At 71.3% G+C, this 21,272-nt stretch carries 21 protein-coding genes and 1 pseudogene; 14 read left to right on the top strand and 8 right to left on the bottom strand.

The window, feature by feature from the left end; genetic code table 11:
* Positions 1-413: 413 nt before the first annotated feature.
* Positions 414-1,049 carry a pentapeptide repeat-containing protein gene (locus ACQPZA_RS29580; RefSeq protein WP_433275408.1) on the bottom strand — a complete coding sequence of 212 codons (636 nt, stop codon included), beginning with the start codon at positions 1,047-1,049 and terminating at the stop codon, positions 414-416.
* Positions 1,050-1,314: 265 nt separating this feature from the next.
* Between ACQPZA_RS29580 and ACQPZA_RS29575 the strand changes: the two genes are divergently transcribed.
* Together ACQPZA_RS29575 and ACQPZA_RS29570 are read left to right on the top strand one after the other, a co-directional pair.
* Complete coding sequence (locus tag ACQPZA_RS29575) at positions 1,315-2,343, top strand: hypothetical protein (RefSeq protein WP_433275407.1); 1,029 nt, start codon at positions 1,315-1,317, stop codon at positions 2,341-2,343.
* A gap of 902 nt (positions 2,344-3,245) precedes the next feature.
* Positions 3,246-3,788, top strand: a pseudogene (locus tag ACQPZA_RS29570) (DUF222 domain-containing protein); the annotation flags it as partial.
* On the opposite strand, the gene ACQPZA_RS29565 reads toward ACQPZA_RS29570, so the two are convergent.
* Together ACQPZA_RS29565 and ACQPZA_RS29560 are read right to left on the bottom strand one after the other, a co-directional pair.
* A complete protein-coding gene (locus ACQPZA_RS29565) occupies positions 3,720-4,223 on the bottom strand; it encodes a maleylpyruvate isomerase N-terminal domain-containing protein (RefSeq protein WP_433283050.1) in 504 nt (167 codons plus the stop codon). The pseudogene ACQPZA_RS29570 and the gene ACQPZA_RS29565 sit on opposite strands and share 69 nt — an antisense overlap.
* Positions 4,224-4,328: 105 nt before the next feature.
* A complete protein-coding gene (locus ACQPZA_RS29560) occupies positions 4,329-5,027 on the bottom strand; it encodes a TioE family transcriptional regulator (protein ID WP_433283048.1) in 699 nt (232 codons plus the stop codon).
* A gap of 89 nt (positions 5,028-5,116) precedes the next feature.
* On the opposite strand from ACQPZA_RS29560, the gene ACQPZA_RS29555 reads away from it, so the two are divergent.
* Together ACQPZA_RS29555 and ACQPZA_RS29550 are read left to right on the top strand one after the other, a co-directional pair.
* A complete protein-coding gene (locus ACQPZA_RS29555) occupies positions 5,117-6,319 on the top strand; it encodes an erythromycin esterase family protein (protein WP_433275406.1) in 1,203 nt (400 codons plus the stop codon).
* Between the two features lie 50 nt (positions 6,320-6,369).
* Positions 6,370-7,227 (top strand): CBS domain-containing protein, encoded by an 858-nt coding sequence (locus ACQPZA_RS29550; protein ID WP_169394932.1) that lies wholly within the window; start codon positions 6,370-6,372, stop codon positions 7,225-7,227.
* Positions 7,228-7,251: 24 nt separating this feature from the next.
* Here the strand turns inward: ACQPZA_RS29550 and ACQPZA_RS29545 are convergent, their stop codons facing one another.
* From ACQPZA_RS29545 to ACQPZA_RS29535, 3 genes are read right to left on the bottom strand one after another with little or no spacing between them, the layout of a single operon-like run.
* A complete protein-coding gene (locus ACQPZA_RS29545; RefSeq protein ID WP_433275405.1) occupies positions 7,252-8,304 on the bottom strand; it encodes an ABC transporter substrate-binding protein in 1,053 nt (350 codons plus the stop codon).
* 30 nt (positions 8,305-8,334) lie between these two features.
* Positions 8,335-9,228 (bottom strand): ABC transporter permease, encoded by an 894-nt coding sequence (locus ACQPZA_RS29540; RefSeq protein WP_433275404.1) that lies wholly within the window; start codon positions 9,226-9,228, stop codon positions 8,335-8,337.
* Positions 9,218-10,018, bottom strand: a complete 801-nt coding sequence (locus ACQPZA_RS29535) for an ABC transporter ATP-binding protein (protein ID WP_433275403.1) — start codon at positions 10,016-10,018, stop codon at positions 9,218-9,220. Before ACQPZA_RS29535 ends, ACQPZA_RS29540 begins: the two co-directional genes overlap by 11 nt.
* A 163-nt stretch (positions 10,019-10,181) precedes the next feature.
* Between ACQPZA_RS29535 and ACQPZA_RS29530 the strand changes: the two genes are divergently transcribed.
* Genes ACQPZA_RS29530 through ACQPZA_RS29520 form a run of 3 tightly spaced genes read left to right on the top strand, consistent with a single transcriptional unit; the run spans position 10,182 to position 13,568 of the window.
* Positions 10,182-11,810: an ATP-binding protein gene (locus ACQPZA_RS29530; RefSeq protein ID WP_433275402.1), complete on the top strand. Its 1,629-nt coding sequence runs from the start codon at positions 10,182-10,184 to the stop codon at positions 11,808-11,810.
* Positions 11,807-12,475, top strand: a complete 669-nt coding sequence (locus ACQPZA_RS29525; protein WP_433275401.1) for a response regulator — start codon at positions 11,807-11,809, stop codon at positions 12,473-12,475. Before ACQPZA_RS29530 ends, ACQPZA_RS29525 begins: the two co-directional genes overlap by 4 nt.
* 43 nt (positions 12,476-12,518) lie before the next feature.
* On the top strand, positions 12,519-13,568 hold the full coding sequence (locus ACQPZA_RS29520; protein ID WP_433275400.1) for an NAD(P)H-binding protein: 1,050 nt from the start codon (positions 12,519-12,521) through the stop codon (positions 13,566-13,568).
* Here the strand turns inward: ACQPZA_RS29520 and ACQPZA_RS29515 are convergent.
* The gene (locus tag ACQPZA_RS29515; RefSeq protein WP_169394928.1) at positions 13,561-13,908 is read right to left on the bottom strand and encodes a nuclear transport factor 2 family protein; all 348 of its coding nucleotides are present in this window, start codon (positions 13,906-13,908) and stop codon (positions 13,561-13,563) included. The genes ACQPZA_RS29520 and ACQPZA_RS29515 overlap by 8 nt on opposite strands.
* 329 nt (positions 13,909-14,237) lie before the next feature.
* Between ACQPZA_RS29515 and ACQPZA_RS29510 the strand changes: the two genes are divergently transcribed.
* The 3 genes from ACQPZA_RS29510 to ACQPZA_RS29500 all read left to right on the top strand — a co-directional run bounded on the left by ACQPZA_RS29510 (position 14,238) and on the right by ACQPZA_RS29500 (position 16,391).
* The gene (locus ACQPZA_RS29510; protein ID WP_433275399.1) at positions 14,238-14,843 is read left to right on the top strand and encodes a 3'-5' exonuclease; all 606 of its coding nucleotides are present in this window, start codon (positions 14,238-14,240) and stop codon (positions 14,841-14,843) included.
* Between the two features lie 143 nt (positions 14,844-14,986).
* A complete protein-coding gene (locus tag ACQPZA_RS29505; RefSeq protein ID WP_433275398.1) occupies positions 14,987-15,349 on the top strand; it encodes an effector-associated constant component EACC1 in 363 nt (120 codons plus the stop codon).
* 82 nt (positions 15,350-15,431) lie between these two features.
* Entirely contained in the window at positions 15,432-16,391 is a 960-nt protein-coding gene (locus ACQPZA_RS29500; protein WP_169394925.1) for an endonuclease/exonuclease/phosphatase family protein, read from the top strand.
* 4 nt (positions 16,392-16,395) lie between these two features.
* Here the strand turns inward: ACQPZA_RS29500 and ACQPZA_RS29495 are convergent, their stop codons facing one another.
* Positions 16,396-17,739: a glutamate-1-semialdehyde 2,1-aminomutase gene (locus ACQPZA_RS29495; protein ID WP_433275397.1), complete on the bottom strand. Its 1,344-nt coding sequence runs from the start codon at positions 17,737-17,739 to the stop codon at positions 16,396-16,398.
* Between the two features lie 120 nt (positions 17,740-17,859).
* On the opposite strand from ACQPZA_RS29495, the gene ACQPZA_RS29490 reads away from it, so the two are divergent.
* Genes ACQPZA_RS29490 through ACQPZA_RS29475 form a run of 4 tightly spaced genes read left to right on the top strand, consistent with a single transcriptional unit; the run spans position 17,860 to position 21,216 of the window.
* Positions 17,860-18,975 (top strand): class I SAM-dependent methyltransferase, encoded by a 1,116-nt coding sequence (locus ACQPZA_RS29490; RefSeq protein WP_312858984.1) that lies wholly within the window; start codon positions 17,860-17,862, stop codon positions 18,973-18,975.
* Positions 18,972-20,411 carry an amidase gene (locus tag ACQPZA_RS29485; protein WP_433275396.1) on the top strand — a complete coding sequence of 480 codons (1,440 nt, stop codon included), beginning with the start codon at positions 18,972-18,974 and terminating at the stop codon, positions 20,409-20,411. Before ACQPZA_RS29490 ends, ACQPZA_RS29485 begins: the two co-directional genes overlap by 4 nt.
* 15 nt (positions 20,412-20,426) lie before the next feature.
* Complete coding sequence (gene ctaJ / locus ACQPZA_RS29480; protein WP_169394922.1) at positions 20,427-20,699, top strand: aa3-type cytochrome oxidase subunit CtaJ; 273 nt, start codon at positions 20,427-20,429, stop codon at positions 20,697-20,699.
* Positions 20,686-21,216: a DUF5130 family protein gene (locus ACQPZA_RS29475; protein ID WP_169394921.1), complete on the top strand. Its 531-nt coding sequence runs from the start codon at positions 20,686-20,688 to the stop codon at positions 21,214-21,216. The genes ctaJ and ACQPZA_RS29475 overlap by 14 nt, the downstream gene beginning before the upstream one ends.
* Positions 21,217-21,272 lie beyond the last annotated feature (56 nt).

The raw sequence follows: 21,272 nt of genomic DNA, 5'->3' as shown, positions 1-21,272 counted from the left end.
GCCGGGTTCGACATGAGAGGCGGCGGCGACGGCTGAGTGCTCAGCTGGACCGGCTGACGTGGCGGGAGTATCTGAACTTCTGGCGGGCGCAACGGTGGTCCAGGGCCTGGCGGAGGCGATGACCGGCGAGGGGATGCCGCCCAACGCCGCCGACTGCATCGAGGTGGCGGTCCGGTTTCTCGCGGTGCAGCCCGGCACCGTGCAGCTGACGCAAGCTCTCCACCGGCTTGGTCAGGACGGGTGCTGCACCACGTGCAGGCCGCGGTGCGCTGGTCGTGCATGATCGCGGTGTTCGCCCGTGTGGCGGCGGGACACGGCAACGGCAACGGCGAGAGTCGGTAAGCACTCGGGTGATCCAGAGACAGCAGCAGTAATCCGGGCACCCGCTCTTCCTGCGTGACCGCAGCATCCACTCAACCGCAGCTGCTCGGCCGGCCGCCGGCGGGTAGCGGCGAACCTGATACGACGGCACCAGCCGGGACCTGGATCCTCGCACCCTCAACTCTGGCGCCGGTGAGATCGGCACCGGTGAGATCCGCGCCGTCGAGACAGGCCGCTGTGAGGTCCGCGCCGCGCAGATCGGCTCCGCGCAGTGAGGTTCCCGCAAGCTTGGCGTCGCGCAACGCGGCTCCCGCAGCCTCCGCACCTGCAAGGTCGCGTCCGCGCAGATCGATGCCGACCAGATCGGCCCCGTCGAGCAGAGCACCGCGGAGGTTTGCCGAGCGGAGGTCGTCGGCCGTCGGGCGCTTTCCGCGCGCGTCCACGGGTCCGTCCTTCGCGGCGATGCCGCTGCGGGACCAGGGAAAGGCGCCCTGCAGGGCAAACAACGCCATCACGATGAGGACGAAGGCGACTGCGGCGATGGCACCTGCCCTCCTGGTCCTGCGCGAACGGAAAACCTCAGCGGCAGAGAAGAGCAAGGCGGCGGCGACGCAGCTTGCCGCGATGATGGCACCGAGCAGCCCGAAGACCTGACCGGCGACGGCCACCAGCACGATGGCGACAAGCGGCCAGATCCAGATCGACACCTGCCGTGCCGGAGCGGTCATCGATCCTGATGATCCCACGTGGCCGACGGCAGACAAGGTTGGTGGCGTCCCCTACCATTCCCGCAGGTCGCGGCGGCATTGGCCGTCGGAAGGTGTGCGAGCAGACCAAGGGGGCAGCATGCGGAACTCTCCTGGTCCGACGCCACCTGGCGACCCTGAGCGCAAGCGCCGCCGTCCGATTGACTGTGCGAAATGCGGCCGGAGGGCGCGATGGACGGGCGGCGTCTACCGATGTCCCAACGGACACGAGACCGACGGGTAGGACGTGGCCGACCTTTCGCAGATCGCGTCCAGCACCAGGGACTCGATCGGCCGCTACTTCAGCCTAGTAAGCGCGCTCCCGTCGGCCATGCTGGTCGCCTGGACCGTTCTGCTCGTGGACAGCGGGGCGTGGAGTGGTCGACCGGACCTGGCGGCGGCGGTGCGCGGCTTTACCGAGATCGGTATTGGCGGCGCGACGGGTCTTGTGTTGCTAAGTCTTGTGCTAGGTGTTGTCCTCCACCCGATGCAGTTCGCGTTCGTGCAGTTCCTTGAAGGCTACTGGGGGATTTCACGGTTCGCACGCCGGATGCGGTTCATGCGGATCCAATATCACTGGGATCGATTGCGCCGGCTGGATGAGAAGTCGGGTCGAATCGATGGCCAAATTGAGGATCTGCAGGAACGGCAGAATCACGTGCGCGAGGCGGAGCTCGAACGGCTGGACAGGAGCATTATCGAACTCGATTCCGTCAAGCAGGAGATCGATCGGCTCAGAGCCATGGCTCCCACAACAGCCGACGCAATCATGCCGACTCGGTTGGGCAACGTTCTGCGTCGGTACGAGTGGAACGTCGGAAAGGCTTATGGCATTGCGGCGATCCACACTGTTCCCTATTTGTCGCGGGTGGCGGCTCCGGGTGACATGGACTATGTGAATGACCAGCGCTCGCAGCTTGACCTCGCGGTGCGGATGGTGATCGTGTCGTTCGCGGCCACCGGGCTCGCTGTGCTGTTCCTGGCCCGCCATGGCCTCTGGTTATTGGTAGCGGTCGTGCCGTACTTGGCTGGCTACGTCGCGTACCGGGGAGCCGTTGTCGCCGCGGGGGAGTACGGCCGCGCCCTGGGTGTGCTCGTTACCTTGAACCGGTTCGAACTCTACGATCGCCTACGACTGGAGCCGCTGGTGAACACAGACGAGGAGCGACGGCGGAACGAGGATCTGATGAGCTTTCTGAGTCATGAATCGGTGCGGGGCCGTTCGATGAAGTTCCAGCTGCCGAATCCAGCCGAAGTGGATCCGGCGGCGAACTAGCGGCGCTGGTGTGGAACCCCTCAGTTCGCCGCTGTGGCGGACGCTGCGCTACGCAGCGCTCATGTAGCACCGTGGGCCGGACGCGGATGTCCTTCTCGAAGATCTCGTCTGGAAAGTAAGTGAGAAGATAGGTGAAGGGCGCGCCGACGCCGTCTGCGCCACCCGCGTCGGCCGATCTCGCCGAGGTCGGCTGTATCAGTCTTACAATCAAAAAGCGTGCACGGGTGACGGCTTGCATACCTAGCCACGAATACACGCGGTGCGGTGGTGGATCCCGGGGAGCGCCTGCGGATCGTCTTCGGCCTTGCCGTATGCGAATGCAACCCACTGGAGCCCCTGGATCGCAGCAACGCATTGGAGCCGGGCCGGTTGACGATATCGCCGCTGCCGCGGGAGACCATCCGTGTGGTCAACGGCGATCTGCACGAAGTCCCAAGCTTCACCTTCTGGAAGTCGAGGAGGGTCGGTGGTTCGCCGTCGATCACGGTGAGGTCGCTCTGCCACGCGTCACCATGGATGAGCTGCGGTGGTTGATGAGCGTGATCTCTGAATACACGGTTAGCAGGCTACGGAAGTGCTCGGCCAACCGTCGTCGGTCGTCGTGGTCGAGCACCGATGTTCGGTGAATGCTGCCTCGATGCCATCGAATCGCTCGTATTGCGGGAGGTCGAACTCGGGCCGCGGTAGCGCGTGCACGACGCGGAGCCCCGCGCCCAGCTCAGCCGGGGTGCCCGGGCGATGCGCCGGGAGGGTGTGCCACTAGGTGATTGGACGACCGCCGACCATGGTGGCTGCTGCACGTCGGCCAGGGGCTCCGTGACGGACACGCCATGCTGAACAACCAGCGGGAGACGCGTACCTCGTGATCTGCCACAACGCCCTGGCCGAGTCGGCCTGCCCGCGTGGTTGTCCCGATCACCGCCCCGGCATCCGCCGAGTCCGCAGGGGGTCGTGTGAGCCTGTTGAACGGCGACGCCGCCTACGCGAGCGCTGAACGGCGGTTGACCTGCGACGACGAACATCGATTCGAACATGTGTTCGAGTATGATGAAGGGGTGTCGGACAGCCCGCTCACCACCGCGCATCGCCTCCTGGTCGAGGCGATCGACGCGCTGTCCGCCGCCACCGAGACCGGCGCCGCCGACGACGAGCTGCTTTCCGTGCTCACCTTGTGCGAGGGCACGAGCCGGCGGTTGGACCGGGTGGTCGTGGCCACCGTGGGCACGCTGGAGCGGCGCGGGACGTTCGCCGAGCGGGGCTACAAGTCCACTCCGGCGGCGTTGGGGGATCTGCTCGGGTGGGAACGGTTCGAGGCCCGGCAGCGGGTGGTCGCCGCCGAACAGGTGTGCCCGCGGGTCGGGCTCGATGGCACCGCGCTACCTGCCCGGTTGGCCGCCACGGCGGAGGTGTTCGCCGCCGGCGCCCGGCGAGGTCATCATCGCCAGGTGATCGCTGACTGCGCCGGCGGCGAGCTCGGCGTCGAGCTGGTAGGCCACGTCCGCGGTGGCGGCTGCATCGGCGCGGTGGATGATCGTCTCCGCGAGGACGCGAGGCAGCCAGAACCGTGTCCCCGACCGAGCGTCACCCGCCGGGTTCCACACCGGCGCGTCCGGGCCGGCATCGACGCAGGCCGCGGCCAGCAGCGATGCGCCATCGGCCAGCCATGACGGCCATGCGTCCTGGTCGGCAGGCAGCGCCGCGAACGACGTGGGGATCTGCGACGGGTCGGACACCCGCTTCTCCACGATCGAGGCAACCCAGTGCTGTGTCTGACCGACATGCTCCACGAGCTGGCTCAAGGTCCACTCCGGGCACGTCGGTACCGGTGCATCTACCGCCGCGCGACGCACGGTCTCAGCGAACTGCGCGGTCTGGTCCATCAACGCCTGGCCGTACCGTTCGAGCGTCAGCTCGATCATCGCCCGCAACCTCTCATCTCGTGCCGAAGCGTGGTCAGTAGGTCAGACCCGCTTCTGCGGTGAGACTCATCGGGCGCGGGCACGGCACGGGCCGGCGGCGAGGTAGGCGTCCAGCGCGGCAGCGCCGCTGAGCATCGCGCGGCTCCTGGCCGAGAGGCGGGCCCGCCAGTCGTGCAGCATCGACTCCAGCGGTGCGACACCGCCGGCGGAACGGACCTGGGCGATCAGCGGGGCGATCTGTTCCAGCAGGTAGCCACCGCGCCTGAGCTGGTGGGCCAGTAGGGCGTCGCGCACGTCGGCCGCGCTGTAGACCCGGTAGCCCGTCTGCCGGTCGCGGCGCGGCTGGACCACGCCGGCACGTTCCCACTTGCGCAGGGTCGCCGGGCGGACGCCGAGCCTTCTCGACAGCGGGCCGACGAACATCTCGCCGCGTTCCGGCGGCAGGGGTTCGAGGTCACCGACAGCGGCTTCGACGGCCTCCAGGGTGCGGCGGTCGTCGAGAAGCTGGGCGTGGCTCTCGTCGATGAGCCGGAGCGCGTCCTCGGTGGCGTCCCGGTTGACCGCCTGCATGATCGACGTGGCCGTCTGGTGGCCGTGTCCCGGCACGAGGGCGAGAAAGGCGTGCAGCGCCTGCGCGTGCAGCGACGTGTAGGTGCGGTAGCCGTGCGGGGTGCGTTCGGCGGCCGGAAGGATGCCGGCCGCCTCGTAGTTCCGGACCGCCTGGGTGGACAGACCGTGCGATCGTGCCAGGTCAACCGGCCTCAGCTGTCCACTCCTTTGAAGGTTCTGCGCGATTTATCTGCCGGAATCGGCGAGAAGTTTCAACCGGCGGTTCAACGATACCGTTCACTGGTATGACTGCTGTCACCTCAGACGCCGCCCATGCCGTCGACCCTGCTGCCGCGATGGGGCTGCTCCCGGGCAGGCCGCGGCTGCTCGCCCTGGGCGAGCCCACCCACGGCGAGGACGATCTGCTCGACGTGCGCAACGATCTCTTCCGGCAGCTCGTCGAGCAGGAGTGCTACCGGACGATCGCCATCGAGAGCGACTGCATGATGGGCCTGATCGTCGACGACTACGTCACCTCGGGCATCGGCAACCTCGACGACGTCATGGCGCGCGGCTTCAGCCACGGGTTCGGCGCGTCCGCGGCCAACCGCGAGCTGGTGCGCTGGATGCGCGCGTACAACGACGGCCGGCCCGCGTCGGAGCAGGTGCGCTTCGCCGGTTTCGACGGCCCGCTGGAGATCACCGGCGCCGCGAGCCCACGGCAGGCTCTCATCGCACTCCACGCCTACCTCGCCGCCAGGCTGGACGCCGACCTACTGCCCTGCACCGCGGACACGCTCGACCGCCTGCTCGGCGCCGACGACCGGTGGATCGAGCCCGCCGCGATGATGGACCCGTCCCGGTCCGGGGGGCGGACGACCGACGCCGAACAGCTGCGGTTGCTCGCCGACGACCTGGTTGTCCTGCTCGCCGCGCAGACGCCACACCTGATCGCGACGTCCTCCCGGGAGGACTGGCACCGGGCCCGCCTGTACGGCCGCACCGCGACCGGGCTGCTGAGCTACCACTTCTGGATGGCCGACACGTCGCCGGGCCGTATGGCGCGGCTGCTGGGTCTGCGGGCCTCGATGATGGCCGCCAACCTGCTCGCCCTCGCCGAGCGGGGGCCGGCGCTGGTGTTCGCCCACAACGCGCATCTGCAGCGGGACAAGAGCTCGATGCGGCTCGGCGGCCTGCCGGTGGAATGGTGGAGCGCAGGCGCGATCGTCAGCGCCCACCTGGGTGAGGAGTACGCCTTCCTCGCCACCGCCCTCGGCACGATTCGCCACCAGGGAGTGGACGCGCCGCCGCCGGACACCATCGAAGGGCTGCTGTACGCACTGCCGGAGGAGCGCTACCTCGTCGACGCCCACCGGCTGGCCTTCGTCCTCGCCGACGTGACGCCCGCGGCCCGCGTGTCCCCCTGGTTCGGGTACGCCCCGCTCGATCCGGCTCACGTGGCCGGCGTCGACGGGATCGTGTTCGTCAAGGACTCCCGGCGGAGGTAGGTCGCTGATTTCGCGCGCTACGGCGGGTTCGGAGCCGCTACCGTTGATCAATGGCGCCGCTCGTTCGAGACCTCATGACATCCCGCGTCGTCACGGTGCGTTCCGACGAACCCTTGTCGGCGGTGGTCGAACGCATGACGCGGTTCGGTTTCAGCGCCCTGCCGGTGGTCAGCCCGTCGTTCCGGCTGGTCGGCATGGTGAGCCTGCTCGACGTCCTGCGTTTCCGCGAGGAGCACGACGCCGAGGGGGCGGAGGCCGACGGGCGGGTGCGCGTCGAGGAGATCATGAGCCCGGACGTGCTGTCGATGTCGCCCACGGCCAACGTGTCGGTGGTGGCGCAGCGCCTGCGCAGCCACGGCGAGCTGCGGGTGATGCCCGTCGTGCAGGGCGGCAGGCTGGTCGGTGTGGTCACCCGCGGCGACCTGCTGCGACACCTCGACCTGGGCAGCCTCCGCACCGGCCAGCGCCGACTCTTCGGTGGCCGGGACAAGCCGGAGGACGCCCTCTTCGCCCTGGAGCAGAGGCGTCGTACCGGGCCACCTCCGGTCGCTGCCACGCCGGTGCAGGAGGTGATGACGCGCGAGGTGATCACCGTGGGCTCGGCGGAACGCGTCGCGGTGGCCGCTGAGGTGATGCTGCACCACCGGCACTCCGCGCTGCCCGTCGTCGACGGTGAGAACCGGCTGGTCGGCATCATCAGCGAGGCGGACATCCTGGCCGACCCGCTGGCCGGCCGGTCCGCGCACACCACGGTCAACGCCGTCATGACGAGGGCGCCGATCACCGTCGACGCCGGCGCGACCGTCGGCGAGGCGAGGGCTCTGGTCGCCGACCGGGGGATGCGCACGGTGCCTGTCGTCGACGGCGACCGGCTGGTGGGGGTGCTCAGCCGCAGCGACCTGCTGTGACCGGCCGGACCCGGCGGGCTCAGGTCAGCTGCGCGCCACCTTCGTGGTGAAGTCGGTGGTGTAGGTCTTGGCGAGATCGACGCTGTCGGCCTTGCCCTTGACGTTCGGGTTGAACTGGCTGAGCACCTGCAGCACGTTCTTCGCACCCTCGGCGTCCATCACACCCGTGGAGTTGAACATGCCCTTGCTGGCGTCGATGGCGGCCGCGTAGCTGGGCACGCCGCCGCTGCCTGCGGCGTAGTCGGCCGGCATCTGCGCGGCGATCTCCGCGCCGGAGTGGGATTTGATGTAGCCGAGGGTCTTGACGAAGGCGTTGGCCAGCTTCTGCACCGTGCCCGGGTGGGCGTCGACGTAGCTGCAGTCCATGTACATCGAGCTCGCGGGGTAGAGGCCGCCCAGCGCCGCGCGGGTGCCGTCCTCGGTCCGCATGTCGAGCAGGATCTTCCCGGTGCCCTTCTCCTTGATCTGCTGGGCCGTCGGGTCCGTCGTCATGCCGGCGTCGATGCCGCCGTTCTCCAGGGCGGCGATGAAGGTCGCGCCCGCTCCCGCCGTGACGGTCGTGTAGGCGTCGGTGGTGGCGCCGGCCTTGCCCGCGAGGTACTGGGTGAGGAAGTCGGTCGACGATCCGGGGCTCGTGATGCCCAGCTTCTTGCCCGTGAGGTCCGCCGTACTGCCGATCCCCGCGTTGTTGCCCACGATCTCGACCTCGCCGGGCACGTTGGCGAACTGGACGACGGAGCGGATGCACTTGCCCTTCGTCTGCAGGTCGATGGTGTGGTCGTAGAAGCCGACGACCCCGTCGACCTGACCGGCGACCAGTGCCGTCTCGGCGTTGGCGCCGGACGGCTGAGACTGGAGGTCGACGGTGAGTCCCTGCTCCTTGAAGTACCCGAGCCGGTCGGTGAGCTCGGCGGGCAGGTAGATCACCTTGTCCAGGCCGCCGACCATGATGGAGACGTTGGTGGGGTCCTCCCCGCCGGACGACGCGCTGGGGAGGGTCTGGCAGCCGGCCAGTACGGACACCGCGACGGCGGCGACGGCGGCCGCAGCGGCGGTGCTACGGATGGTGCGGGACATGACGATGCTCCTTCGGAGGCGGTGGGGGAGTCAGATGCCGGCGGTGGTGGTCGCCTGGGACGGCGGGCGCCAGCGCAGGAGCCGCTTCTCGGCGCCGCCGAGGATCACCTCGGCGAGCAGGGCCAGCACGGTCGACAGGATCATTCCGGCGTAGATGCCTGCGGAGTCGAAGGTGCCCTGGGCGGTGGAGATGAGCAGACCGATGCCCTTGGACGCGCCGGCGTACTCGCCGACGATGGCGCCGATGAGGGCGAAGCCGAACGCGGTGTGCAGCGACGCGAGGATCCACGACGTGGCGCTCGGCACCACGATCGACCACAGGATCTGCACGCGGCTCGCCCCCAGGATGCGGGCGTTGTCCACGAAGTTGCGGTCGACCTCGCGCGCCCCCTGGAAGGCGTTGAAGAAGACCGGGAAGAAGACGAGCACCAGCGCCGTGGCGACCTTCGACTCCATGCCGAGCCCGAACCAGATGATGAACAGCGCGGCGAGCACGATGCGCGGCACCGCGTTGAGGGCCTGGATGAACGGCTGGAGCACCTCGGCGAGCAGGCGGGCGCGGCCGAGCAGGATGCCGAGGATCACCCCGAGGATCGCGCCCAGCACGAAGCCGTAGACCGCCTCCTGCAGGGTGACGCTGATGTTCGACCAGATCGACCCCTTCGAGGTTCCGACGGTGAACCACTCGAACAGCCGGGCGACGATCAGGCTGGGCTTGGAGTAGTAGAAGGGGTCGATGACGTAGGTCGCCAGCACCTCCCACGCCCCGAACACGGCCACGAGGACGACGAGCCGCAGGGACCAGACCACGCCGGCGTGCCTGCGCCGCGCCCGGTGCACGGCGCTCAGGTCGTCGCCGGGGTCCTGGTCGGAGCGGGGCCCGTCGGGTCCACTGTGGAGGACGGCGGAGGTGTCAAGCGACACGGGAGGGCACCTTCCTGGCGATGTCGACCTCGGCCGAGAGCGAGGACCAGATACTGCGGTAGACGTCGATGAACTCGGTGGTGATCCGGAGCTCTTCGACGTCACGCGGCCGGGACAGGCCGACGTCGTAGACGGCCTTGATGCGGGCGGGCGACGCGGTCATGACGACGACCCGGTCGGCGAGCACGATCGCTTCTTCGAGGTCGTGGGTCACGAAGACCACCGCCGCGTTCGTGCCGGCCCACAGGCGCAGCAGCTCCTGCTGCATCAGCGCCCGGGTCTGGACGTCGAGCGCGGAGAAGGGCTCGTCCATCAGCAGGATCGACGGCTCGTTGACCAGCGTCTGCGCCAGCGCCACGCGCTTGCGCATGCCACCGGACAGCTGGTGCATGTAGTAGCCCTCGAAGCCCTCCAGCCCGACGCGGGCGATCCAGTCGCGGGCGCGGTCGCGGGCCTCCGACTTCTCCACGCCCCGCCAGATCGGGCCGGCGGCCACGTTGGCCAGCACGCTGCGCCAGGGCAGCATCGCGTCGGCCTGGAACATGTAGCCGACGCCGTCGGGCACGCCGTCGACGTCCTTGCCGTTGACCTTCACCGTGCCCACCGACGGCGGCTGCAGGCCGGAGATGAGGGACAGGGTGGTGGACTTGCCGCAGCCGGTGGGTCCGACGACCGCCACGAACTGACCCGGTTCGACGGTGAGGGTCACGTCGCGGATGGCGGTGTGGATGCCGCCCTTCCCGTTCGGGAACCTCTTGGTGGCGTTCGCCAGTTCTATGAGATGTTCCATGCGCGTCTCGCCTTCGAGATGTCCGGCCCTGCTCGTCGGCGCCGGTGCGTGCCAGGAACATAGGAAGCGCCGTGGGGCACGTCACGCTTGTGACGGTTACCCGCGCTCTGCGCATAGCCGAGGTTTTGCGCGTTTCGCTCACCAGCGGTCGTAGGCTCGTCCGGTGGTCGCAGCGCAGCAACCGTCCCGGACGTCCCGCCGCCGTCGCGTGCTGCCCTTCACCCGGCAGATGCTGCTGCTCCAGGTGGGAGTGCTGCTCGCCGTGGTCGGCCTCGGGTTCGGCCTCGAGGCCTGGCAGCTCGACCAGAGCCTGGAGCAACGCTTCGAGCAGCGCGCCCTCGACGTGGCCCACACCCTCGCCGCCTCGCCCGGGCTGGCCGACGCCGTCGCCCGCCGCGACCAGCAGGCCGTCCAGGAACGGGCCCTCGCCGCGCAGGCGGCCACGGGTGCGCTGTTCGTGGTGATCACCGACGACAACGGCATCCGGCTCGCGCACCCGGCCCCGGACCAGATCGGCAAGACCGTGAGCACCAGCCCCGCCGAGGTGTTGCAGGGGCGCGAGGTGACCAACGTCGAGCAGGGCACCCTCGGCCTCTCGGCGCGGGGCAAGGTGCCGCTACGCACCGCCGACCACGTGATCGTCGGGGAGATCAGCGTCGGTTTCGACGCCAGCGACATCGCCACCGCCCTGGGCAGCCTGCTGTCGCGGACGGCGCTGTTCCTGGGGGCGGCCCTGCTGACGGGGGTGGGCGCCACCCTGCTGCTGACCCGGCTGCTGAAACGCCGCACCTTCGGACTGGAGCCGTCCGACCTGGCCGAGCTCGTACGCGAGCGGGAGGCCGTCCTGTTCGGGGTGTCCGACGGCGTCATCGCCCTCGATCCCGACGGAGTGGTGACGATGGCCAACTCCGAGGCGCTGCGGCTGGTCGACCCGCGGCTGGAGCGCGGGCGGCGACTCCTCGACCTGGAGCTGCCCGGGCCGCTGCGCCGGGTCCTCGACGACCGCACGGGCGAGACCTCGGTGGCCACCGTCGGCGACCGCGTCCTGGTGGTCACCCACCGCCCGGTCCAGCACGGCGAGCGGCCGCTCGGCTCGGTGGTCACGGTGTTCGACCGCACCGAGGTGGAGAACCTCACCGGCGAGCTGACCGCCGTCCGGCTGATGACCCAGGCCCTGCGCGCGCAGCGGCACGAGTTCGCCAACCGCCTCCACACGGTGCACGGCCTGCTGCACACGGCCGCGCCGGCCGACGCCGTCGAGTACGTGGACGCGCTGCTGGGAGCACCGGACGTCCTCATCGCCGACGACAGCGACGCCATCGCCCCCGCGACGATCCGCGCCTTCCTCGCCGGGAAGATGTCCGAGGCCGCCGAGCTCGGCGTGGAGCTGGTGCTGGCCGAGGACAGCTGGGTCCCGCGGAAGCTGACAGCGCCCGTGGAGGTCGTCACCGTGCTCGGCAACCTGGTGAACAACGCGCTGGAAGCGGCGCACGAGGCCGGTGAGCGACCGGCCAGGGTGGTGATCGACCTGCTCTCCCACGACGACGACCTCGTGATCTCCGTCGCCAACACCGGCGACGGGATCCCTCCGGAGCGCCGCGCCGGGATCTTCACCGACGGCGTGACGAGCCGTGGCCCGGGCCGCGGCCTCGGGCTGGCGATCGTCCGCAGCACGGCGGCGAGCCTCGGTGGCAGCGTCGAGATCACCCATCCCGGCGGGAACGGTGCGATGACCGTGTTCGTCGCGCAGCTACCGCACGTCCTCGAGGCGCGAGAGGCGGTGGCGCCGTGACGCTCGGGGTGGTCGTGGTCGACGACGACTTCCGGGTGGCGGACCTGCATGCCCGCTTCGTCGCGACGGTCCCGGGGTTCGCCGTGCTGGGCACGGCGCACACGGCAGCGCAGGCGCTCGAGCTGGTGGCGGGATCGGCGCCGGACCTGGTCCTGCTCGACAACCATCTGCCGGACCGGCCGGGACTGTCCGTCGCCGCGGAGCTCTCGTGCGACGTCATGATCGTCAGCGCCGACGCCTCCCCGGCGACGGTCCGGGGAGCGTTCACCGCCGGGGCCGTCAACTTCATCGTCAAGCCGTTCACCGCCGGCCTGCTCGCGGCGCGGCTGGGGGCCTACGCGAAGTACCGGCAGGTCCTCTCGCCCGGGGCCGGCGACCTCGGCCAGCCGGGGGTCGACCGCGCCCTCGCCGCCCTCCGCCAGGGCGACCGGCCGCCCACCCCCAAGGGGCAGTCGCCCGTCACCGCCCGCCTCGTCGCCGATCGGCTCCGCACCGCCGACCAGCCGGCCACCGCGGCCGAGGTCGCCACGGACCTCGGCATCTCCCGGGCCACCGCCCAGCGCTACCTCGCCACGCTGGCCGAGGAGGGCCGCGCCGACGTGGCCATGAGATACGGAACCACCGGGCGGCCCGAGCACCGGTACAGCTGGCGAACCACCGTGTAGGTGGAGCGGCCGCGCAGTACGGCCGGGGGAGTACGGTCCTGCGATGCCCCGCGCCGTGATCATCGGTGGTACCGGTCTCATCGGGCGGGCCACCGCCCGTCGCCTGCTGGCCGCCGGCTGGGAGGTCGATCTCACCGGGCGCGACCCGGCCCACCTCCCGGCGGACGTCGCCGCCGGCGGCGCCCGGTTCGTCGCGGCGGAACGCGACGACCCGGCCCAGCTGGCCGCCGCTCTCGGGGACGGTGCCGACCTGCTCGTCGACTGCATCTGCTACACCGCTGACGACGCGGCACTGCTGCTGCCGATGCTGGGCGAGGCCGGTTCCACCGTGATGATCTCGAGCAAGGCCGTGTACGCCGACGCCGCGGGTCACCACACCAACTCCGACACCGCACCGCGGTTCGACGGGCCGATCCGCGAGACGCAGCCCACGATGGCCCCGGGCGGCGGCGACCACATGTCCCGCGAGGGTTACGGCGCGAACAAGGTGGCGGCCGAGCAGGTGCTGCTCGACAGCGGCCATCCCGTCACCGTCGTCCGGCCCTCCAAGATCCATGGTGCCGGCGCGGCGCGGGCGCGCGAGTGGATGTTCGTCAAGCGGGTGCTCGACCGGCGTCCGGCCGTCTTCCTCGCGCACCGCGGCGCGGGGGTGGACCACACGACGGCCGCGGCGAACATCGCCGCCCTGATCGAGGTGGTGGCGGCCAAGCCGGGCCGGCGGATCCTCAACAGTGCCGATCCCGATGCGCCGAGCGCACTGGAGATCGCCCGCACGATCGCCCGGCAGCTCCGTCACCGGTGGGACGAGGTGCTGCTCGACGACGACGCCGACCAGGCACTGGGCCGGCATCCCTGGGAGGCGCCCCATCCGATCGTGCTCGACATGACCGCGGCCACCGACCTCGGGTACACGCCGGCCGGTGACTATGCGGCCACCGTGGCCGAGGAGGTCGAGTGGCTCGTGGCCGTGGCGAGCGGTGCGGAGGCGGGCGTCCTCCCGGGGGCCGACGACGACTTCTTCGGACCGTTGCTCGACTACACGGCCGAGGATCGGTACCTGGCTGCGGTCGCGGGCGGTGGCGGCGTCAGGTAGTGCTCTCGAGGGTGTAGCGCACGGTGTGCACGCGGATCCGGTCGCCGTCGAAGACGAAGGTGTCGGCGCCGTCCCGGGCCCGCCGGGAACCGGACACCGCGCTCCACTCGATGAACAGGACGTCCTTCCCGAAGAGCGTGACCGGGATGTCCCACTTCGCGTCCGGGAGGTCGGCGAGGAGCTCGGTGACGCCCTCGCGGACGCCGTCCTTCCCGTGCCGGACGCCGCGGGGAGTGATGAAGACGGCGTCGTCGCTGTAGTCGGCGACGATCCGGTCGATGTCGGCTGCGCCCAGTGCGGCGCCGTGCTGCGCGAAGATCTCCTGCGGAGTCCGTGTCATGTCTTCCCCTCGGCTCGTGAAGTACGAGTCAGCGTGCCACCGGACCTTGTCCGGAGCGACGAACGTGAGGCGGCCGACAGACAGACCTGACGTGCCGACCATAGCGACGCGAAGGTGACCCGAAAGTGAATGGGGTACATCGAAGCGTGGTCGGCCGGTCACGCAATGATGCAGAAGCACCGAACGCGCCGTCGTCGCCGCGGGCCTCGACGAGCCGCCGAGCGAGCCGGGTACCCACCTGGGGCCGCCAGGTGCACGAACGTCAGCGACCCCCGGCACCCCCATGGTCCCGGCCCCGGTCGGACCCCATCGGAGATCTTCGCGTGTACTTGAGCACTCCCACCGCTCTGGCCGATCAGCAGCTCGCCGTCGTCGATGTGCAGGGCAACGGGCAGCAACCGCCGGAGATCGTGGACATCGCCGTACTGCCCATCGAGCCCGCCGCCGTCGTGCGGCAGGCAAGCATGCGGGTCTGGCTGGTCCGCCCGACCCGCCCGATCACGCCGCGCGTCACCCACGACGTCCACGGCATCCGCAACAGCGACGTCCTCGCGTGCCCGGGCTGGGCCCGCGTCGCCGACGAGGTCCACGCCTCGATCAGGGGGCGCGTACTCGTGGCGCACAACGCGGCGGTCGAACTGCGGGTCATCGCCGCCCACCTGCCCGCGTGGCGCCCGTCGCTCGTCCTGGACACCGCTCGGCTGGCCAGGCGCGTCTGGCCGGGGCTGCCCGGCGGCTACGGGCTGAGCCGGCTCGCCACCCACGCGGGGCTCCATGCGCCCCACATCCAGCCGGGTGAGCGACGACACCGTGCCGGCTACGAGACCTGGATGACCGGTCAGCTCCTGTTCGCACTGGCCCTGAGCAGCGGCTTGACGTGGGAGCAGCTCGTCGACGCCGCCCGCGTGCCGGATCACGACCCGGAGAGCGCCTAACTCCGGTAACAGATCAACGCGGCCGGAGGACTATGTAATTGATCAGCTACGAGCATCGAGGAGCGCAGTGCGGAGTCCCCACATCCATCACCGGGCCGTGCGCCCGGTGCACCGGCACGTCCTCGTCGCGTCGATGTGCGCGCATGCGTGACGCGCCCCAGGCGGCGATCCGGCTGGCCGACGAGGCGGATGCCTGCGCGCTCAGCGCGTGGCTCAACCGCGCAGGCCATTTCCGTGGCCTCGTCGACGTCACGCCGAACCCGGACGGCACGGGCTCGGTCGCGGACACCGTGGTCGTCGCGGTCGGCAGCGACACGCTCGCCCTGCTGGTCAGCAAGATCCACGACTGGATGGTGCTGCTCGGCCGCGGGGGAACCCTGACGGTCACCTACACCCGGCCCGACGCCGCTCCACTGGAGATCGAGGTCGCCCATTCCTCCGACCGGACCCAGCTGATCGACCGCGTCCGCCGGATGGTCGAGCGGGACCAGCGCGAGAGCGCCTGACCGGCACCCGGGGTCCGGTCCCGGAACCAGGGCATCGACCCGTCCGTTCCCCCGGTGCCGACATCGGGAAGGATCGCCAGCCATGCTCGTAGGACGCAGACTTCGCATCGGGGCCGCGGTGACACTGGCCGGTGCGGCGGCGGGCGTGATCCTCCCCGACCGGCTCCGGCTCGACCACCGGTTCCCCTTCGTCGACATCGCCGCGTTCCGCCCGCACGTCTCCGCCTCGGCGCTGGCTGCCGCCGCACTGCTCGCCACGCGCCCGCGTTCCCGCCCGGCGGCGGCGTCGCTCGCCGCGGTGGCACTGGCCGGTGCCGGCGCCGTCGCCGGACGTGCGGTCCGTCGACCGGCGCCGCCGGCAGGTCCGGACGACCTCACGATCCTGTCGTTCAACGTGCTCAGGGGTCAGGCCGACACGGGTCAGCTGGCCACCCTCATCGCGGCGCGCGCACCGGACTTCGTCGTGCTCCCGGAGGCGGGCGCGGATTTCCGGGACAAGCTGATGCCGCAGGTGGAGATGCTGGGCTACCGCTCGTGGGTGTCCACCGCGGTGGGCACGAAGGACGCGCAGGGTGTCACGCTGCTGGCCGCCTCGACGGTCGGGGACGTCCACGTCCGGTCCGGGTCGGGGATGCGGGTGCGCCACCTCGAGGCCACGGGTGGCGTACTGGGGCGGCGCAGCCTCTTCGCGGTGCACACCACCGCACCGATGGGACGGCGGCGAGCCGACCGGTGGCGGCGGGACCTCGCGCTGGTGGAGCAGTGGTGCCACGGTCCTGTGGAGCCGATCGTGGTCGGTGACTTCAACGCCACGCTCGACCACGCGCCGCTCCGGGCCGCGGTCGGAACGTGTCGCAGCGCAGCGGCCGGCACCGGGAAGGGCCTGGTGGGCACCTACCCCGCCTCGGGCGCACGGTGGCGCGGCATCCAGATCGACCACGTCTTCGTCCCGGCCGCTGCGGCCACCACCGGCTTCGAGGTGATCGACATCGAGGGCAGCGACCACCGCGCCGTGCTCGCGCGCGTCCGGCTGCCCGCCTGAGCGGTCAGACGAGGCGGCGGAACACCGGCCGCACCGGACGGCCGCCCATCCACGGCGAGGGGTCCCCGGCGTCGAGCGCCTTGCGATAGACCGCGCACGCCTGCGACACCACCTCGACGGTGCGGTCGATGTCGTCGTCGGTGAGGGCGCTGCTCACCACGAACGACGGCCCGACGACTCCGCCGGCGATGAGCCCGCGCAGGAACAGGGTGCGGTAGGACTGCGACGGCCTCAGGTCCTCGTCGAGGGTGGCGAAGACGAGGTTGCTCGCCCGGCCCCGGACGAGCACGTGGTCGGCCACCCCCATCCCGGCCGCCGCCTCCCGCACGCCGGCGGCGAGCTGCTCGCCGAGGGCGTGCAACCGTGCCGCCGTCCCCTCCCGCGTGTAGATGTCCATCACGGCCATGGCTGCCGCGAGCGAGTGCGTCTCCGCCCCGTGGGTGGTGGAGAGGAGGAACACCCGCTCGCGGTCGTGGCGCAGCCCGCCCCACTCCATGACCTCCCGCCTGCCGGCGAGCGCCGAGACGGCGAACCCGTTGCCCAGCGCCTTGCCGAACGTCGACAGGTCGGGCACCACCCCGTACACGCCCTGGGCGCCCGCCTCCGACCAGCGGAAGCCGGTGATCATCTCGTCGAAGACGAGAAGGGCACCGTGTCGGTCGGCGAGGGCGCGCATGCCCTCCAGGTAGCCGGCCGGCGGTTCCTGCTGGGTGGCCGGCTCGAGGATCAGGCACGCCACCTGGCCGTCGTGCTGCTCGAGCAGCGCGGCGGTGGCGTCGAGGTCGGCGTACGGGAAGGACACGGTGAGCTGCTCGGGGATGCCCGCCGACATCGCGGTGGTGCCGATGAACCAGTCGTCGGTGGAGAAGAACGGCTGGTCACGGCAGATGGCCACGAGTGAACGGCCGGTGACGGCACGCGCCAGCCGGACGGCCGCGGTGGTGGCGTCGGACCCGTTCTTCGTGAACTTCACCATCTCCGCGGTCGGGACGGTGGCGAGGAAGCGCTCCGCCGCCTCGAGCTCGACCACGCTCGGCCGCACGAAGTTGGTGCCGCGGCCGATCTCCCGGCGCACGGCCTCCACCACGCGGGGGTGGGCGTGTCCGAGGCTGACCGAGCGCAGCCCGGAGCCGTACTCGATGTACTCGTTGCCGTCGACGTCCCAGACGTGGGCGCCGCGGCCGTGGGACATGATCGGGGCCAGGTCCTCGGGGTACTGGTCGTCGCCCTTGGCGTAGGTGTGCGCGCCGCCGGGGACAAGGGCGTGCAGCTGCACGTTGAGGTGGTCGGAGACCGGAAGTGCCAGATCGCGCAACGGATCCTCCCTTGGCCGGCCGTATCGCGACATCGGGGGACAACCGGACGAAACGAACGAATCGACGGAGCGGTCACGCTACCGGGCCGCGCTCGCGGCGCGCGCCCGACCCGCGCCGGTGCGCGCGGAAGACCACCGGTAGCGTCGGCGCCCGTGCAGGACGCGCACCGCTGCCGGTTCTGCCGCTCCGACCGCGGGACCGTCGTCATGGACCTCGGGCCGCAACCCCCGAGTGAGCTCTTCCCGCCGTTCGACGCCCCCGGGCCCGATCCCGTCTTCCCGTTGCGGCTGTGGCTGTGTGCCGCGTGCGGCCTCGCCCAGCTGGCCGACGACATGGACGTGCCGGAGGACCCGCAGGGCGTCGCGCCCGACGCGCTCACCCGCCAGGCCGCCGACGCCGTGGCGCGGCTGGCATCGGCCGAGGTCCTGCCCCGGGCGGGGACGGTCGCCGAGTTCCCCAGCCCGCACGGGGGCAGCTGGCTCCCACTGCTGCACGGCCACGGGCTCCGGCCGGCGCCCGCGGGCGAGCCCGCCGACGTGGTGGTCGACTGCAGTTTCGGGCTCATGCACGCCGCCGACCAGGCGGCCGCGCTGCGCGACCGTGCCGCGGCAGTGGCTCCCGGCGGGCTGTTGCTCGTCCAGTTCCAGTCGCTGGCGGGGATCCTGGAGCAGGGCCAGTGGAACGCCGTCCGGCACGGCCACTTCGCCTACTACTCGGTGCCGGTGATGCGCAGGATGCTGGCGGAGGTGGGACTCCCGGCCTTCGCGGCGTTCCGGTTCCCGCTCTACGGCGGCACCGTGCTCGTGGCGGGTCGCGCCGGTGCGGAGCCGCGGGAGCAGCTCGAGACCCTCACCGACCGCGAGGTCGCCGCCGGGGTGCTCGACCCTGCCGCGGTCGCCGCGCTCGGGGACGCGGTACGGGCCGGCAGCTCGCGGCTCACCGACTGGCTCGTGGCCGAGCAGCGCCGAGGTCGGCGGGTCTACGGGTACAGCGCAGCGTCGCGGTCGGTGCCGCTGCTGCACAGCGCGGGCGTCGGCCGGGAGCTGCTCGCCGGAGTCGCCGACGCGTCGCGGGCCAAGCAGGGCACCCGCATCCCGGGCTCGGACATCCCGGTGATCGGCCCTGGCGACCTGGTCGACGCCCGACCCGACTCGGTACTGGTGTTCGTGCCGGACCTCCTCGACGAGGTCAGGGCGGCGCTGCCGGCCATCGAGTCGGCAGGCGGCCGGTGGGTCAGCGCCGACGAGATCGTGGTGCCCGCGCCGTGACCACACAGCCGGACGCATCCCAGCCGCACGACCTGACGGCGCTGGAGCAGGCCGCGGCGCTGCGGCGCGGCGAGCTGTCCACCGTCGAGCTGGTGGAGCACCACCTGCGCCGCATCGAGGCGCTCGACGGCGTTCTCGGCGCCTTCGTCACCGTCACCCCGGAGGCGGCGCTCGCGCAGGCAGAGGAGGCGGACCGCGCGCTGCGCGCCGGCGACGGGCGCCCGCTGCTCGGCGTCCCCACGGCGATCAAGGACCTCGTGGTGACGGCCGGGGTCCGCACGACGTTCGGCTCCGTCGTGTACGCCGACTACGTCCCCGAGGTCGACGACGACTCGGCCCGGTTGCTGCGGGCGGCGGGCACGATCAGCCTGGGCAAGACCGCCACGCCGGAGTTCGGGCTGCCGCCCTACACCGAGCCGGCGGGACGACCGCCTGCCGTCACACCGTGGGACACCAGTCGGCTGGCGGGTGGGTCGTCGGGTGGGGCGGGCGCGGCCACGGCCGGGGGGCTCGTCCCGTTCGCCCACGGCACGGACGGCGGTGGCTCGATCCGGATCCCGGCCGCCGCGTGCGGGCTCGTCGGCCTCAAGACCACGCGAGGGCTGGTGTCGCGGGGCCCCGTGGGCGGCGACCCGCTCGGCATGTCGGTGTCCGGCCCGCTGGCGCGCACGGTCGCGGACGCCGCCGCGATGCTCGACGTGCTCGCCCAGCCGGTTCCCGGCGAGACCTACCTACTGGGTGCGCCGGCCGGCAGCTATCTGACCGCCGTGGGACGGTCGCCGTCGCGGCTGCGGGTCGGGCGCTACGCCGCCGCGCCGGTGCCGGGCGTCCCGGTCGACGCGGCCTGCCTGGCCGCCTACGAGCGGGCGTCGGCCCTGCTGGCCGAGCTGGGTCACGAGGTGGTGGAGTTCGACCCGGGCATCCCCACCGACCTCCGGCCCGTCTTCGAGGTGCTGTGGGCGGTGCTGGCGCACGGGCAGCCCGTGCCGCCTGCCGCCGAGCCGCTGCTGGCGCCGTTGACCCGGTGGTGGCGTGATCGTGGCACCACGATCAGCGGCCCGCAGTACCTCGCCGCCACACAGCGGGTGATCGACGTGACCCGCCGGGTCGTGTCCGAGCAGGCCGCCGTCGACGTCGTGCTCACGCCGATGCTCGCGCAGCTGCCCCGCCCGGTCGGGTGGTTCACCGCAGGTGGCGACCCCGCGCAGGACTTCGAGCGGCAGACGCACTTCACGCCGTTCACCGCGATCTACAACCTCACCGGACAGCCCGCGCTGAGCCTGCCCGTGGCGTGGGGGCGGGACGGCACCGGGCCCGAGCTGCCGGTCTCCGTGCAGCTCGTCGGGGGTCCGGGTGCCGACGCGCTCCTGCTGGCCCTCGGTGCGCAGCTGCACCGGGCGGCCGGGTGGGGGAGTCGGCGTCCGTCGGTGTGGTGAGCTAGGTTTTCCCTCGTGAGCGTGCTGCAGACGATTCTGTACCTCGTGGTGCCGCCGGTCGGGTTGTACCTGATCATCGTCCTGTTGGTCGTCGGTCCGCGGATGGCTCGCCGCCCCCGGTACCGGTCGGGTCAGCCCTGGCCGCACGAGCCGATGTGGTGGACGGCCAACCCGGAGGGCGCGCAGCTGCCGCCGGTGGACGACGACCACCAGGTGACGCTCCAGGCGCACGGCGTCGGCCCGGCGCGTAGCAGTCTCGAACGAGGAGGTGCCCGTGGCAGCTGGTGAGAACACCCATCCGGGCGGCACGACCGACCACGGTGGGACGGGTACGGCCGTGGCCGTCCCCGACAGTGAGGACCTGCCCCTCGGCGCCGTCGTCACGGCGTCGGGCCGGGTGTCGGCCGCCGAGGTCCATCAGGAGCCGTCCCGCTCCGACCAGCCGTTCACCCCCGTCCAGCTCAGCCGGCTCGACGAGGCGCTGACCCTGGCCAGCCGCGAGACCGGGCTGCGGTTCAGCGTCTATCTCGGAGACCTCGGTGCGAACCCGACCGCGCGGGTCGCGGAGCTGCACGACCAGCTGGAGGGTTCGAACGACGCCGTGCTGGTGGCGGTCAGCCCGGGACAGCGCGTCGTCGAGGTGCTGAGCGGTGCCGGAGCACGTATGCGGCTCCCCGACCGTGGCGCCAAGCTCGCCGTGATGAGCATGCTGGCCTCCTTCCGGGAGAGCGACCTGCTGGGCGGGCTGCTGAGCGGGCTGCGCATGCTCGCCGACCAGGCGGGCGGCCGGCCTCGGGCCCACTGAGCGGGCTCGGACCACTGTGGTCCGTTCACCGCATTGACTAACCGGTCACCGACGGC

Source organism: Pseudonocardia xinjiangensis (genome assembly GCF_050948425.1).
GTDB classification, from domain to species: Bacteria; Actinomycetota; Actinomycetes; order Mycobacteriales; family Pseudonocardiaceae; genus Pseudonocardia; species Pseudonocardia xinjiangensis.
Note: the sequence above shows the minus strand (reverse complement) of the source record. Positions and strands in the feature narration are given on the sequence as shown.

What these genes read in the sequence shown, in the direction of transcription:
- ACQPZA_RS29580 (WP_433275408.1), bottom strand. Translation starts at nt 1,049, where the DNA reads ATGACCGCTCCGGCACGGCAGGTGTCGATCTGGATCTGGCCGCTTGTC.
- ACQPZA_RS29565 (WP_433283050.1), bottom strand. Translation starts at nt 4,223, where the DNA reads ATGGACCAGACCGCGCAGTTCGCTGAGACCGTGCGTCGCGCGGCGGTA.
- ACQPZA_RS29555 (WP_433275406.1), top strand. Translation starts at nt 5,117, where the DNA reads ATGACTGCTGTCACCTCAGACGCCGCCCATGCCGTCGACCCTGCTGCC.
- ACQPZA_RS29550 (WP_169394932.1), top strand. Translation starts at nt 6,370, where the DNA reads ATGGCGCCGCTCGTTCGAGACCTCATGACATCCCGCGTCGTCACGGTG.
- ACQPZA_RS29545 (WP_433275405.1), bottom strand. Translation starts at nt 8,304, where the DNA reads ATGTCCCGCACCATCCGTAGCACCGCCGCTGCGGCCGCCGTCGCCGCC.
- ACQPZA_RS29535 (WP_433275403.1), bottom strand. Translation starts at nt 10,018, where the DNA reads ATGGAACATCTCATAGAACTGGCGAACGCCACCAAGAGGTTCCCGAAC.
- ACQPZA_RS29520 (WP_433275400.1), top strand. Translation starts at nt 12,519, where the DNA reads ATGCCCCGCGCCGTGATCATCGGTGGTACCGGTCTCATCGGGCGGGCC.
- ACQPZA_RS29515 (WP_169394928.1), bottom strand. Translation starts at nt 13,908, where the DNA reads ATGACACGGACTCCGCAGGAGATCTTCGCGCAGCACGGCGCCGCACTG.
- ACQPZA_RS29505 (WP_433275398.1), top strand. Translation starts at nt 14,987, where the DNA reads ATGCGTGACGCGCCCCAGGCGGCGATCCGGCTGGCCGACGAGGCGGAT.
- ACQPZA_RS29500 (WP_169394925.1), top strand. Translation starts at nt 15,432, where the DNA reads ATGCTCGTAGGACGCAGACTTCGCATCGGGGCCGCGGTGACACTGGCC.
- ACQPZA_RS29495 (WP_433275397.1), bottom strand. Translation starts at nt 17,739, where the DNA reads ATGTCGCGATACGGCCGGCCAAGGGAGGATCCGTTGCGCGATCTGGCA.